Consider the following 13,986-nt stretch of genomic DNA (forward strand, 5'->3'; position numbering starts at 1 on the left):
ACCTTAAATTTACCTTGCTGACTCATTGTTACTAAAGCGTCGAGTGGCGAAGGTTTGAAAAATAAACATTGTGATTTACTTCTCTATTGCACTGGGCGTGCCAAGTTTTAATTATAAATTAAATCAATAATTTATGTATTTATAATGAGAGAGTTGTGTCTATTTAACACTCTTGATTGTTGTTATAAAGACACTACAATTGTCGTATTGACACAAATGGTATTTGTTATGACTTCATTGATCGCCCAGTGGCTGCATATCACCCAAGACTTGAACTCAGCGCTCACTCGACAAGCGCGTTTTGATACATTACTCACGACGATACGAGAGGTACTTAACTGCGATTCGTCTGCTTTGCTGTTATATGAAGATCAGCACTTTAAGCCATTGGCGATTAACGGGTTGGCAACAGAAGTGCTTGGGCGTCGCTTTTCGATAGAACAACATCCTCGCCTAGAGGCCATTGCGCGAGCTGGTGATATTGTTCGTTTTCCATCGGATAGTGATTTGCCTGATCCCTATGACGGTTTAATTCCAAATCATGACGATAAACTCCACGTTCATTCCTGTATTGGGTTGCCACTGCTTATTGATGATCAATTAATCGGGGCGATCACTATTGATGCATTTGATCCCAACCAGTTTGATAGCCTACGCAATCAAGAGTTACGTTTTATTAGTGCGTTAGCCGCTGGGGGCTTGCATACGGCGTTACTACTAGAACAATTGGAAACTCAGGCAAGTTTGCCCCGTGAAAGCTACGCGGAAAAACGAACGCTAAGCAACGAAATCATTGGTAATTCGAGTGGTATGAAAGCGCTACAAGAGCAAATTGATGCAGTAGCGGATACCGAGCTCTCAGTACTGGTTATGGGGGAGACAGGGGTAGGTAAAGAGCTGGTTGCCAGTGCTATTCATCATCGATCAAGCCGTGCGAACAAAACCCTGGTTTATCTTAATTGCGCAGCATTACCGGAATCAGTCGCAGAGAGTGAGTTATTTGGTCATATCAAAGGGGCGTTTACTGGCGCAATCAGTAACCGAAAAGGCAAATTTGAGCAAGCCGATGGCGGAACACTGTTTCTCGATGAAGTCGGGGAGCTCTCGTTAGAGCTTCAAGCTAAGTTATTGAGAGCGTTGCAGTATGGTGATATTCAACGTGTCGGCGATGATCGACATATTCGCGTCAACACGCGTATTGTGGCTGCAACGAATCGAATACTGCACCAAGAGGTGACCGCGGGGCGTTTTCGGGCTGATTTGTACCATCGTCTCAGTGTTTTCCCTCTTCATGTCCCGCCTTTGCGTGAACGTGAAGGCGATGTGGTGCTATTGGCGGGTTTCTTTGCCGAGCAGTTGAGAAGTAAGTTGGGGCTCAACAGTATCCGCTTTTCGCCGAGTTTGATTCACGCTTTGCGGGAATATGCATGGCCGGGTAACGTTCGAGAGTTGGAGCATGTGATAAAACGTGCAGGAGTGCTGGCTAAAGCGAGAACGCACGCCTTAGATATTGAACTAGTCGAGCAAGACTTTGATATAAAGCACCCGACAAGCAGTGTCCAAGGCGAACAAGTGGTTGCACCCAGCTCAGCGTTTCAACTGAGTGAGCATGGGCTAAAAGAGGCGACAGATTTATTTCAAACCAACCTCATTCTAGAGGTTTTGGAACAGAATCAAGGTAACTGGGCGGCGACAGCTCGCCAACTAGAGTTGGATAACGGCAACTTACATCGCTTAGCGAAACGGCTTGGAATTAAATAGTCTGCTGATTTTGGCTTAGTCGCGCACTCGACCGCGTAAGGATTTCGTCTGCGCTTTCATTCCTTTGGCTTTTAAACGGCGCTCTTTTGATGCGCGTGTGGGTTTCGTTGCTCGACGCGCTTTTTGCACCACCATCGCTGCGCGAATGATATCGGCTAAACGCGCTAGCGCATCCTCTTTGTTTTGCTCTTGAGTTCGATATTGCTGCGCTTTGATGGTAATGACTCCGTCTTTGGAAATACGTGAATCGCTGATTGCCAACAAACGCTCTTTGTAAATCGCAGGGAGGGTAGAGTGCTTAATATCAAACTGGAGATGAATCGCACTGGAGACTTTGTTGACGTTTTGTCCGCCCGAACCTTGAGCGCGAATCGCCGTCATCTGGATTTCCCAGTCGTTTAAGCTAACAGTGTTGGATATTTTAAGCATAACTCGTGATTGCATCGATAATAAAACAAAGCCACAGCATGGCTGTGGCTGAGTGTACACGAACTGAGTTGATTCTGCAGAGCTTTAGACTAAGTTCACCGCCGTTTGATTGCCCATTGCAATGAGGGTATCGAGAATACGCTCGCCATCAGCGCGCAAACCATTGTGCTCATATTCATTGGTAATCCATGCTTTGGCATTAGGCATGGTTGCTAAAGTTTCACGGCTGAAGTCCATTTCGACAAACATATCATCCGCGTAGACGGCACAACTGACAGGGACTTTATTGTTCGCAAGTTGAATTGGGTCGTAGAGCGCTTGCCAATCGGTTTTGTTTGCCAAAATATCTGCCGCCTGTTGAAGCGGTTGTAAGTTCTTATATTGCTCAAACATCCAAGGGAAGACCATTTCGCCGGTAAACAGGAATGGCTGACCTTTCTGGTAATGAAAGTGAGGATGTTGATCTCGTACGCGATGCGCGCTCCAGTTTGAGGCAAAGCCTTGGCAGTAGATCGACTCGTGCAAGATGGCGTAAATCGGATTGGTTTGAAATCCCTGTTCAGCCAGCATCGCATTGAGGAACTCGTAGCGTAGATGCTTAGTTCCTTGAATATCGACGAACGCGTTCTCTAATAGGTAGTAAGTACTTACAAAACTGCCACTCATACCAAAGTTAATGCCGATTTGCTGAAACTGCTCCACAGTAAAGCGCTGACCGTTCGGTAGATACTCGTCGTTATCAATCAGGTGATCCGCTATCGCTTGGCAAAGCGCTTGAGCTTTTGGGAACTGAGCAAAGAAGGCTTGGTTTTTATCCAAAGTGCGCTTAAAGGTAGCATGGTAAACGTCATCAATATGACGTGATAGAGAGGGAACGCCTCCGGTGATATAGCTGCGCAGCAGGCTTTGTGGGAATAGCGACAAATAGGTCAGTGAGCAGAAGCCACCAAAACTTTGACCAATGATTGCCCACTGCTTGACGCCAAACTGCTCGCGGATTATCTCTGCATCTCGAACGATACTGTCAGCACGAAAATAGCTCAAATAGTCAGCTTGTTGCTCAGGTGTCAGCGCCGCTAGTGTCTGATGAGAGATTACAGAACTGTTACCTGTACCGCGCTGGTCAAGTAGCAAAACACGATACTCTTGGAGTGCGCGCTTTATCCACCCGCTGTGACCTGTCGGGCGTAGGGCTGGAAAGCCAGGACCACCTTGGAAAAAGACCAACCATGGTTTTTGACTCTGCTCATCTTCAACCAAACGAACTTCGCGAGCAAATACAGTTAGTTGCCCTTTGTTCGGTTGGCTATGATCTAATGGGACAGAAAAATAATGAGGTAGGTAGTGTAATCCATCATCGATAAATGCATGTGCGTATTGCATGTTTTGTTCCTAGTTTTCGCGGTTGTTGTCGATTTCCCGCTGTGAAATATCTGTACCAAGTCATGTTAGGTGATTGATGGAAAGATTGATATGCAGCTTGTCCGATTTGCAATTAAAAAACGGACAATGCAAGTGACTGCTATTCACAAATGAGTTAGTCTATATTTTAAGTTGTTACGTACTTGTTATTTGTGTAATTTTACAGTTAGCAGGTATTTGAAGCTGGGGAGGAGTAGATGACTGATATCGCAGGGTACCATCGAGCAACAATCCAAAAACGTACGGATTGGACCGACCAAGTGTTCAGTTTGCGGGTTACTGGCGCTCCACTGCGCTTCAAAGCAGGGCAATTTACTAAGCTTGCATTACCTGATGAGAGTGGTGGGGTTACTGCGCGTGCATACTCGCTAGTGAATGCACCACTCACGACCTCAGATATGTTGGAGTTTTTAATTGTTTCAGCGCCGCAAGGCAAACTCAGCCCTAAGTTACAGCAGTTGCAAGAGGGTGATACGATTTATGTTGCCCAATCTGCTCATGGCGACTTAATTTTTGATACCATCCCAAAACAAACCAAAACGCTTTGGTTGCTCTCAACTGGCACCGGGATTGGTCCATTTTTATCACTACTGGATGATATTAGTTTCCGACCTGCTTGTGAGAAAATCATTCTAGTTCACGGCGTCCGTGAAGAATCGGACTTAGTTTACCGTTACTTAATTGATCAACTTGTCCATGAGTATCAGGGGCGACTTACCTATCAGCCAGTTGTGTCGCGCCAGAAAGTTGATGGGGCGTTATATGGGCGTATTACTCGCCTAATTGAACGAGGGGAGTTAACTGAGCAGTGCAAGGCTGAATTTTCCGTTGATGACAGCTTTGTGATGCTGTGTGGTAACCCTGAGATGATCAAAGACAGTGTTGGCGTACTAACCCAGCTCGGTTTAACCAAGCATCGCGCAATGCAACCGGGAAATATTATATTTGAGCGCTATTGGTAGTGCTCTATCTGTCATATGAGACTTGGTCTAACGCCCAAAAGTCGAGGGTATGATTAACCTCTTTACAGCGACCTTTAAGGATTTGGTAGTTGGGATCGTAGTTATCGCCTAGATAAGTTGTGCGTATCATTTCGCCTGTTTTAAGATCAACTTGTGAAATGACTCGCCCCTTGAAGTTCTGAAACAGTACGAACTGTTCGCTTTGATAAATTTTCTGCGGACGGTAGTAGAGAAAGGTGTCTTTAGTTTCTAGAAGCTCACATTTTAAAGGCAGCGAATCGGGACCCGTTGACGCTGGAGAGGTGGTGAGAAGCAATACTGTCAAAACAAAACTATTCATACTCTACCCTCATTGAGATCTACCCGTCTTAGTTGAAGTTGCCGAGCTATCCCCCGTTCACCTCAACTCATATCACATCGTTTACTTAGGCTCAGCGGCGCGCCCCTTTTTTGCCTGACTGCATAAGTTTCCGTGTTACTTAAGTATAGGACTCCCTCAGCGCAGATGAGCAAACTTATTCGGCTTAATAAAGTATGGCGCATTTTAAGGGTGAGACAGGTTTTTCATATGTTGAGAAATACAGGTGTTGTTTTGCTCGTGGTGGTCAATGATTACGCGTTACTCTGTATCAAGAGATAGATGGAGTGATCAAACAATGAACTTAATCGTCAATGTACACAAAGGCGTGCGAAAGCAAGGCTTCGAAATGGCGACACGACAGGCTTGGAAATGTGGTATTCGAGCCAACCTGGTCAATCGAGTGATAGGGGTGGCAAAAGGGCAAATTGTCTGTGTGGTAGAAGGTGTGCGTGCTGAATTATCCACTCCGCTTAATAACCCATTGCATAGTGATGAGAAGCAAGGTCGCTACATCTTTATCGGCGGCGTCTGTTGGGAGCCAAACTCTTTACTTGCTCCGGGATTTCCAGACTTTATGTTTATGCATATCCGGAGTTTGGGTAGCAAACATAAATATATGACAGATGATGAGTTGTTCCTTAACTTGGCGTAGCAACTCAGCCTAAATCAAATGCAATAAAAAAGGAGGCCTTGGCCTCCTTCTTCGATCATCAAGGTTTAATTAGAAACCTTTGATGTTTTCTGCTTCAAGTTCAGTAAAGTACTTCACTGTTTTAACTTTCAACTCTTGAGTTGAAGGCTCGTCACATACGATAACTGCTTTCGGGTGTAGTTGAAGAGCAGAAACCGTCCATAGGTGGTTTACGCTACCTTCTACCGCTGCTTCAAGAGCAAGTGCTTTGTTATGACCCGTTACAAGAATCATTACTTCTTCTGCGTCTAGCAGTGTACCCACACCGATAGTTAGTGCGAATTTTGGTACTTGATTGATGTCACCATCAAAGAAGCGAGAGTTCGCAATACGAGTATCTTCAGTCAGTGTTTTGATGCGTGTACGAGAAGACAATGATGATGCTGGCTCGTTAAATGCGATGTGACCGTCGTTACCTACGCCACCCATGAATAGATTGATCTTGCCGAAAGACTTGATTTTGTCTTCGTAGCGTTTGCATTCAACTTCGTGGTCAGTTGCGTTGCCATCAAGCAGGTTGATGTTTTCTTCTTGGATATCAATGTGATTGAAGAAGTTATTGTACATGAATGAACGGTATGATTCTGGGTGATCCGCTGGGATACCAATGTACTCATCCATATTGAAAGTCACAACGTGTTTAAAGCTTACTTCACCAGCTTGGTAAAGTTCGATCAATGCTTTGTATGTTGCTAGTGGTGTACCACCTGTTGGTAAACCAAGAACAAATGGGCGTTCTGCTGTTGGTTTGAAATCGTTAATACGTTTTACAATGTGTGCTGCTGCCCATTTACCTACTTGTGCTGCTTGTTTAAGCGGGATAAGTCTCATTTTCTGCCCCTGATAATTAGAATTCGGTATGTCGTATCATTATTTTGCATTATAAAATAAGTGATTTTGAACTGCTATTGTTTTCGGTCAAATTTTGTTGTTTCTTTTTAAAAATACCGCTTGCTGTCAAAGAGCATACGTTTGCGTGTTGATTTTTTGTAAATTTATACCAGTTTGCCAAGATGATTTTTTATTCGGCGAACTATCAATAGTAACAGTGAAATCGATATGATATGGAGCAAGAAAAGCGCATAAAATCCGTAACATTATCGCCAATTCGTCATCATTAGCATATCCTAGAGACTGGCAGAGAAACATAACATCACGGCTTTACTTTTCTGTTGTTCAGCCGATACGGGGATATACAATTCAGTGTTAAACGCTAAGTGTGAAGCTAATTAATGAATATGATGGGAATCGCCATTGGGGCGACCGGACTGATTTTGCTGCTGCTTTTTGGTTGGATGCTTGTGATTTCAATGCGCCAGAGGCGACAAGAGATCGAGCGAAGACAGCGAGAGATTTCATATCGCAAAGCGATGGAACGAAATCGTAAGCAGGAGCGAGAAGAGCGTGTGCGAAAGGCAGAGGCCGGGGATATCTCGATGATTCTCTATCTCGCCAAAGAGGAAGAGAGAACCAACCTTCGTAAAGCGATGCTTTGGTACCAGAAAGCCGCGTATCTCGATAGTGTCACTGGTATGTATGGCATCATCCGCATCAGTGACAAAATGAAAGAAGATATCGTACTACGTCAACAGGCTAAGTATTGGCGCACGGCGGTTGCGGCCATCGAAGGGGATTTGCAAGCGAAGTACGACACGGCAGAAGCGCTATTCTACGGACGTGGTGTCGACCAGAACACTGATAAAGCCTATCGCTTTATGGAAGAAGCGGCCAAGCTGCAATACATTCCCGCGATGCTGTTTTTGGGCGATTGGTTCATTGCAGATAATAACCCAGAGCCATCGCCAGAAACCTCATTTCAATGGTATTTACAGGCAACCAAGTTTAAAAGTAACGAAGGTCGTATGAAATTGGGGCTAAGTTACATCCGTGGCAATGGTGTTGAAGCCGATTTTATGCGGGGGTGCTACTGGTTAGAGCGGGCGGGAGAGAAAGGTTATACCCCTGCGATGCTAAAAGCGGGTGAGAGTTGGCTTGAACATAGCCGTCAAGGTAAGTTTATTGCCTATATTTGGCTGTTCTTAGCTGGGCAGTTAGGTAATGATGAAGCGCGTATGTTACGTGACAAAGTCTCATTGACCATTAGTGTTGATACGGTGGTCGGGCTACAATCTTTAGCGAAACCAATGCTTAAACGTATACGTGAAAACAAAGTGGGTAAGCACGCATTGATCAAATCGCTGAACCGCCTGTATAAGCGAGAGCTTGACTATCTTGCTTATGATATTGCTCCGCCAGTGACTGAGATTGACGCGATGCAAGATGTATTAGAGGCTGAAGCTGGCGCAGAGGATGTCGATACCGCAACCCTACAGCTTTTTGATGAACCAGATAATCCAGGTGAGCCATTGACGGTCACCGATGAGGCGGATAATCAGGTTGCCAAACTGGATTTCTCCCATTCAGCGATGGATCAACCTCAACGCTAATATGAGAACAAAAAAAACGAGTGTAGCGATACACTCGTTTTTTTATTTGCTGTGATTGCAATTTAAGTGCTTACATCGTGTGTAAAGCTATCACCTCTGACTGAACCCTATAGGGATTAGCTAGGGCGATTTTCTTGTTGTTTTTGCTTACATACTGCAGCGGTAAAGATGACGTCAGTTGAGCTGTTTAGCGCAGTCTCAGCTGAGTCTTGAATTACGCCGATAATAAAGCCAACCGCTACGACCTGCATTGCAATCTCGTTTGGAATACCGAATAACCCACATGCAAGAGGGATGAGCAGTAGAGAACCACCCGCGACGCCTGAGGCACCACATGCCGATACGGCTGCAACAATACTCAGTAATAGCGCGGTTAGCAGGTCAATCTCGATACCTACGGTGTGCACCGCGGCAAGGGTTAATACTGTGATGGTAATGGCGGCACCACCCATGTTGATTGTTGCGCCAAGCGGGATAGAGACAGAGTACGTATCTTCATCAAGCTTAAGCTTTTCACACAGCGCCATATTGACCGGAATATTTGCCGCACTTGAACGGGTAAAGAAGGCTGTGACACCGCTCTCTCGCAGGCATTGGAAAACCAATGGATACGGATTTTCACGCGTTTTCGCGAACACGATCATTGGGTTTACGACAAGGGCGATGATGGCCATTGCGCCAAGAAGAACCGCAAGTAGATGGGCGTAACCAGCTAACGCTGAGAAACCTGTTGTCGCCAGTGTAGAGGAAACAAGACCAAAGATACCAAATGGCGCTAAACGAATGATAAAGCGTACGATTTGTGAAATACCATGGCTTAAGTCTTCGAACAGGGCTTTGGTTGACGCTGAGGCATGATTTAATGCCAAGCCAAGTGCGATTGCCCACGCCAAAATACCGATATAGTTGGCATTTTTCAGCGCATTAATTGGGTTGTCGACCAATTGGAATAGTAAGGTATAAAGCACTTCACCAATTCCCTGCGGTGGGGTTGCTCCTTCAGCACCAGAAACCAGAGTCAAAGTGGTAGGGAAAAGAAAACTCATGGTGACTGCGGTCAACGCAGCGGCGAACGTACCAAACAGGTAGAGAGCAACGATTGGACGCATGTAGGTGTGTTGGTTTTTCTTTTGGTTGGCAATTGAGGCCGCAACCAGAATGAAAACCAGAATTGGAGCGACAGCTTTCAATGCGCCAACAAACAATTGGCCTAGCATGCCTACGCTTTCGGCTTGTTGTGGGGCAATGATAGAAAATGCGACACCTAAGATGATACCGGCTAGGATCTGGAGCACCAGATTGCCACGGGCAAGCCGCGCGAGAAAAGAGTTGTAAAGCATAATAAATCCTGCATTTTGCTTAAGTCTATTCTATTGCTATGTCGAGGTAGCTTTTCGAGTCAGAGAACCTTTTTGTGCCTTGTTCGTCAGTCGCTATAGGGCGAAAAACCGTCGAATTTGCAGATTGGAAAGTGTTCTTGGTTCGGCAAAGTCATCTCGAAACGTGAATAGGCTCTGTTTATTTTTTATAAAGTATCTTCAACGAACGGAAGTGAAGGCATCAATACTATCCTCCTGAGATATTGTGTCTAGGAATAATTCAAAAATAGCACTTAATATTGATAATAATGACATTATCGAAATCTAATGTTGTTAAATTGCCTTATTTCATGCACAAAAAAGGGGCTAATGCCCCTTGTTTTATATGCAAACTATCGGTCAGTAACCTTGTTTTCGTGATCGGCTTTCACTTTGTACGGTGCGGCAATACTTGGCGAATTGCTTGCTTTTTGAGCGTTGCTCGGCAAGCGTTGAACCATTCCATTCTTGCTCGCGCATCAACTTGAAGTAGTTGTTTACACGCCTTTCATCAATCTCTCCAGCATCTAGCGCCTTGGTCACGGCACATCCCGGTTCATTGTTGTGTTGGCAGTCACTAAAACGGCAACGCTCAACAAGCGCTTGCACGTCGCTAAAGGTCTGCTCGACACCGTCGGCGCAATCATGGATTTGCAGCTCACGCATTCCCGGAGTATCGATAAGGACACCACCTGAAGGCAATAGATGTAAAGAGCGGCTTGTCGTAGTGTGGCGTCCTTTGCTGTCGTGCTCGCGTATTCCTCCCGTCTCTTGGGTTTCCTCGCCAAGTAAGCTGTTGACGAGGGTAGATTTACCCACACCTGAAGAGCCCATAAATGCCACGGTTTTGCCTTGTTTGCACCATGCGGTGAGTTGTTGGCATTGTTCTGGGTCGAGTGCATTCACGACTTCAACAAACAGCATAGGATCCAGAGATTGAACCTGAGCTCGTTTTTCATCAATATCAGTGCAAAGGTCGGCCTTGGTCAGCACGATTACAGGTTCGACATCGGCATCGTGAGCAATCGATAGGTAACGTTCAATCCGGCTAAGGTTAAAATCATCATTAAGAGAGCAGACGATAAAGAGTGTATTGACGTTTGCGGCGATAAGTTGCTCTGAGACTTTGCTACCAGCAGCTTTGCGGCTAAACAGTGATTGACGTTCGAGTAAGCGAATAAACTGAGATTGCGCGTCGAGCACGACCCAATCGCCGACGGTCATATCGGGCAGAGCTTTGTGGGCCGCGATGTTCGCACTTCCCGATTCTGTTAGCAGGGTATAACCACTGCGATGATGCTCTGATATACGTGCTAATTGATGGTGTTCTAAGTCGTCGAGAGTCAGTTGTTGGTGAAAAAGGTTGTTCCATCCGAGCTGGTTTAAAGTCAGAGTGGAATTGGCATTTGAACTCATTTTAAATCCCAAGTGCATACTAAATTGCGAATTGTTGTTTTGTCGATCTAGGGTGATCGGTCCTCATTTAGGTCAACGCTAATGGAGAAATTCCGTAGGGTTGGCTTAATGAGGCATCGCTACAATCATGCTTTCTTCCTGAATGATTCCGCTTTAGCAGCATAGCAAAAGAGGAGAGCGCTAGCCCTCCTCTTTTCTCATTTGGTAATAAATCAATGGTGGTGTTTCATGCTACTCATCACTTTTTTGATTGGTGCTTCAAATTGCTGTGTTTCACCGTTGGCGAAAGTAATTTCAACGTCGATTTTTTCACCTTCAACCAGTGGTTTTGTTAGGTCAAACAGCATGATGTGTAGGCCTCCCGGCTTCAGTGATGTATGACTTTGAGCCGGCAGAGCAATTTTCTCAATTTGGCGCATTTTCATCATTTCGCCTTCATGAACGACATCATGCAGTTCCACATGGCCAGCCGCAGGCGTCTTTGCGGCGACAATGGCGCGGTCGTTATCGCTATGGTTCATTATTTCCACAAACACCGCGCTGGTGGCTGCTGTGGGGGGAGTAGCACGAGCATAGGCGTTGTGCAGCATGATATCGGATGCATTTGCGAGAGGGCTGAGCAGTAAAGTCGCCAAGATTAACGGCTTAAGTTTCATGAGCATTCCTTGTTATTTGTTGAGCTGTTCTATTGCTGTGATAATTGGTGCTGGATTGAGCGTGTGCGGTACCTTGGTAATCAATTCACCATTCGGCTCTAATAGGTAGAAATAGGAGTTATGATCGATGGTGTATTCAAGTTGAGAGTCTTTAAGTTCTGTGCGTTTAAAGACGACGCCGTATTTCTCTGCCAATGGCCGCGTGGTTTCAATTGGAGCAGCTAGCCCTTCGATGTTAGGGTGGAAGTACTGGGCATATTGATGCGCTTTCGCGGTAATGTCGCGGTCGGGGTCAAGCGTTATAAAGATTGGCCGAATACCTGCAAGCTGCTCAGTGTCGAGCTGTTTGAGTGCGGCTGAAAGCATGGCGAGTGATGTTGGGCAGACATCCGGGCAATGAGTGAAACCAAAGTAGACGATGCGAGTACGTGGATCGGTTTGATCAAATAAATCGAGTGTTTGATTGTCGTGGTTTTGAAACAGTGCTGCAGAGGCTTTTTGCTCAGAGCGGGTGGTGAGGGTTTGATCGCTTTCAACAAAGAGCTTGGTGCCATAACCTAAAGCAAAAGCGACGACTAATGCTAATGACCAGTATCTATTCATCGTGCCATCCTTATTGCAACATTCACCGAATGTTGTCCATCACTTAATTGCCCAACCCAAGTCATGGACTCCATGGTGCAAGCGGGCAGTAAGATTTCAGATTGATAATGTCCGCTGCCATTCTGAGCAAGAGCAAATCGAGCAAGTCCCATGTCCATTTCATACCCTTGTAAGTTTAACGACAGGCTTTGCGCATTGCTATGCGGCCAGGATACGTCAATAGTAAACGGCAGTAAGGGTTGCGTAGTATCTTGGCTGATCACAGCAACAACCTTATCGCGCTCACACGGTTGAGTGGAGAGCAAACAATGCTCTTGCAGTGAAACGGTAGGCGCTGGATTTAAGTAGGACCAGATGTCCTGAGCATAAAAGCCAGCTAGTGCCATGAGTGCAACCAACACAATTTTTATAGGTGTAGACATAAGAGACGCACAACGATTTATCGAAACACCATGTTATCACATCTGTAACAAGCGAGTGCCTGTTGCTAACAATTATGTGTTGAGCATCAAGAACTGAGCGAAATTATGGACTTAGTAGATACGTTGTCAGGAGGTCAAGTGGGGTGGTTTGGCGCTAAGGTGTCTGTTTATGGATAGCGTAAATCGCATGGTCAAGAATGCGTTCGCCAATTTTCTCGCTATTGCTAATGACGCCTTCTAAGGTCATGCCACATCGCTCGGCAACCGCTCGACTCGGTAGGTTATCGACGGCTGCTGATAGTTCTACTTTTTCCATTTGGTACTTGGTGAAGGCAATCTCAATCAGTTTGTTGACCACTCGAGTCATGATCCCTCGTTGGGTAAAGTCTTGGGAGAGCCAATAACCAATCGCGACTCGTTTTAAGTCGTGGTCAATGGAATTAAAACTGCAATTTCCTACAATATTTCCCTGATAAATAATTGCACAGGTGAGAGATTTTCCCTCGGCGTAGTCATTCAGGGAACGTTGGATAAACAGACGGAAATCTTGTTCTGATTGGCAATATGGTGGCCAAGCCAACCATTGTGATAAGTACGCTTGTTGAGTACTCACTAATTGGCAGTAGATGGGCGCGAATGACTCATCTACTAGCGCGAGTTGCAACTCATCATCAATGGTGAGCGAAAATAGGTTGGCGAGTACCATATTGCCTCAGTTCAAACTATTGCTGGTTTACAAACTGTTTGAATTTTGCGCGGGTCTCTACATCCGCTTTTTGGTACCAAAAGTGCAGCATCTCTTCGGCAGTATTGCTGTCAACTTTGATGTTGGCTGGCAAAGTGACCGCTTGAGCCGAAGTTGTGACTACCGCACCCGCTGCCGCCAGTGATGCGATACCATTGGTTCGATTGTACTCTTTTGACTCTTGTACATAGTCACGACCAATCTGCAAACCATCTTTTTGTAGAACATCTTGCTCAATGGCAATAGGTTGGCTTTGCTGGTCAAGCAGTTTGACTTGCCAATCACCAATTTGCTTCTCTGCCTCGCGTTCATTGCGGTATTGAGGCAAGTCGAAACTTAGCTGCTGATTCTCTGCGGTGAACTTAGTAATTACGGCATCGCTTTCGACAATGATACGATCATTGCCTTTGGAAAAGTATGGTGCATAGCGGAACACAACTTGGTTTTCACCATCAGCCAGCGTGAGCGTCTTAGAAGCGCTAAAAAGTCCCCCTTCTACATGAGCCTTTTCTGCGTTGACCGCTAAAACTTGAATATTGTCCGGAATGTCAATTTTGACTTCTGCGTGAACGCTAGCAGCGAGAAAGAGTCCAGAGATGAGTGTAGCGACGGTTTTCATTATTATTCCTTAAATGCAGCAATGTATTAGCCGTTGGTTAGACTGCCTACTCCAAAAACTGAATACAAGAGAGTGGTCAGTCAGAATTAAAAAC

Annotated in this window: 15 protein-coding genes; 4 read left to right on the forward strand and 11 right to left on the reverse strand. The window is 45.5% G+C overall.

The window, feature by feature from the left end; translation table 11 throughout:
* Positions 1-228 precede the first annotated feature (228 nt).
* Positions 229-1,761 (forward strand): nitric oxide reductase transcriptional regulator NorR, encoded by a 1,533-nt coding sequence (norR, locus tag GZK95_RS15655; RefSeq protein ID WP_075705903.1) that lies wholly within the window; start codon positions 229-231, stop codon positions 1,759-1,761.
* A 15-nt stretch (positions 1,762-1,776) separates the two neighbouring features.
* On the opposite strand, the gene arfB is transcribed toward norR, so the two are convergent.
* Positions 1,777-2,190: an alternative ribosome rescue aminoacyl-tRNA hydrolase ArfB gene (arfB, locus tag GZK95_RS15660; protein ID WP_075705904.1), complete on the reverse strand. Its 414-nt coding sequence runs from the start codon at positions 2,188-2,190 to the stop codon at positions 1,777-1,779.
* A gap of 84 nt (positions 2,191-2,274) precedes the next feature.
* Complete coding sequence (locus GZK95_RS15665; RefSeq protein ID WP_075705905.1) at positions 2,275-3,573, reverse strand: alpha/beta fold hydrolase; 1,299 nt, start codon at positions 3,571-3,573, stop codon at positions 2,275-2,277.
* Positions 3,574-3,809: 236 nt separating this feature from the next.
* On the opposite strand from GZK95_RS15665, the gene GZK95_RS15670 reads away from it, so the two are divergent.
* Positions 3,810-4,574, forward strand: a complete 765-nt coding sequence (locus GZK95_RS15670; RefSeq protein WP_075705906.1) for a ferredoxin--NADP reductase — start codon at positions 3,810-3,812, stop codon at positions 4,572-4,574.
* 4 nt (positions 4,575-4,578) lie between these two features.
* On the opposite strand, the gene GZK95_RS15675 is transcribed toward GZK95_RS15670, so the two are convergent.
* Complete coding sequence (locus tag GZK95_RS15675) at positions 4,579-4,914, reverse strand: hypothetical protein (RefSeq protein WP_075705907.1); 336 nt, start codon at positions 4,912-4,914, stop codon at positions 4,579-4,581.
* Positions 4,915-5,230: 316 nt separating this feature from the next.
* On the opposite strand from GZK95_RS15675, the gene GZK95_RS15680 reads away from it, so the two are divergent.
* A complete protein-coding gene (locus GZK95_RS15680) occupies positions 5,231-5,587 on the forward strand; it encodes an acyl-CoA synthetase (protein WP_075705908.1) in 357 nt (118 codons plus the stop codon).
* 69 nt (positions 5,588-5,656) lie between these two features.
* On the opposite strand, the gene nagB is transcribed toward GZK95_RS15680, so the two are convergent.
* Positions 5,657-6,457: a glucosamine-6-phosphate deaminase gene (gene nagB / locus GZK95_RS15685; protein WP_075705909.1), complete on the reverse strand. Its 801-nt coding sequence runs from the start codon at positions 6,455-6,457 to the stop codon at positions 5,657-5,659.
* A 401-nt stretch (positions 6,458-6,858) separates the two neighbouring features.
* On the opposite strand from nagB, the gene GZK95_RS15690 reads away from it, so the two are divergent.
* The gene (locus GZK95_RS15690; RefSeq protein WP_075715501.1) at positions 6,859-8,073 is read left to right on the forward strand and encodes a tetratricopeptide repeat protein; all 1,215 of its coding nucleotides are present in this window, start codon (positions 6,859-6,861) and stop codon (positions 8,071-8,073) included.
* A 116-nt stretch (positions 8,074-8,189) separates the two neighbouring features.
* On the opposite strand, the gene sstT is transcribed toward GZK95_RS15690, so the two are convergent.
* The 7 genes from sstT to GZK95_RS15725 form a co-directional block, all read right to left on the reverse strand.
* Positions 8,190-9,413, reverse strand: a complete 1,224-nt coding sequence (gene sstT / locus GZK95_RS15695) for a serine/threonine transporter SstT (RefSeq protein WP_075715500.1) — start codon at positions 9,411-9,413, stop codon at positions 8,190-8,192.
* A 378-nt stretch (positions 9,414-9,791) separates the two neighbouring features.
* On the reverse strand, positions 9,792-10,847 hold the full coding sequence (rsgA, locus tag GZK95_RS15700) for a ribosome small subunit-dependent GTPase A (RefSeq protein ID WP_075705912.1): 1,056 nt from the start codon (positions 10,845-10,847) through the stop codon (positions 9,792-9,794).
* 212 nt (positions 10,848-11,059) lie between these two features.
* A complete protein-coding gene (locus tag GZK95_RS15705) occupies positions 11,060-11,503 on the reverse strand; it encodes a copper chaperone PCu(A)C (RefSeq protein WP_075715498.1) in 444 nt (147 codons plus the stop codon).
* A gap of 12 nt (positions 11,504-11,515) precedes the next feature.
* On the reverse strand, positions 11,516-12,106 hold the full coding sequence (locus tag GZK95_RS15710; protein WP_075715497.1) for an SCO family protein: 591 nt from the start codon (positions 12,104-12,106) through the stop codon (positions 11,516-11,518).
* A complete protein-coding gene (locus tag GZK95_RS15715) occupies positions 12,103-12,528 on the reverse strand; it encodes a hypothetical protein (protein WP_075715496.1) in 426 nt (141 codons plus the stop codon). The genes GZK95_RS15710 and GZK95_RS15715 overlap by 4 nt, the downstream gene beginning before the upstream one ends.
* 154 nt (positions 12,529-12,682) lie before the next feature.
* Entirely contained in the window at positions 12,683-13,234 is a 552-nt protein-coding gene (locus GZK95_RS15720) for a GNAT family N-acetyltransferase (protein WP_075705916.1), read from the reverse strand.
* 16 nt (positions 13,235-13,250) lie between these two features.
* Positions 13,251-13,892: a DUF2057 family protein gene (locus tag GZK95_RS15725; RefSeq protein WP_075715495.1), complete on the reverse strand. Its 642-nt coding sequence runs from the start codon at positions 13,890-13,892 to the stop codon at positions 13,251-13,253.
* Between the last annotated feature and the right edge of the window lie 94 nt (positions 13,893-13,986).

Origin of the sequence: Vibrio panuliri, assembly GCF_009938205.1 — a bacterium.
Classification (GTDB): Bacteria; Pseudomonadota; Gammaproteobacteria; order Enterobacterales; family Vibrionaceae; genus Vibrio; species Vibrio panuliri.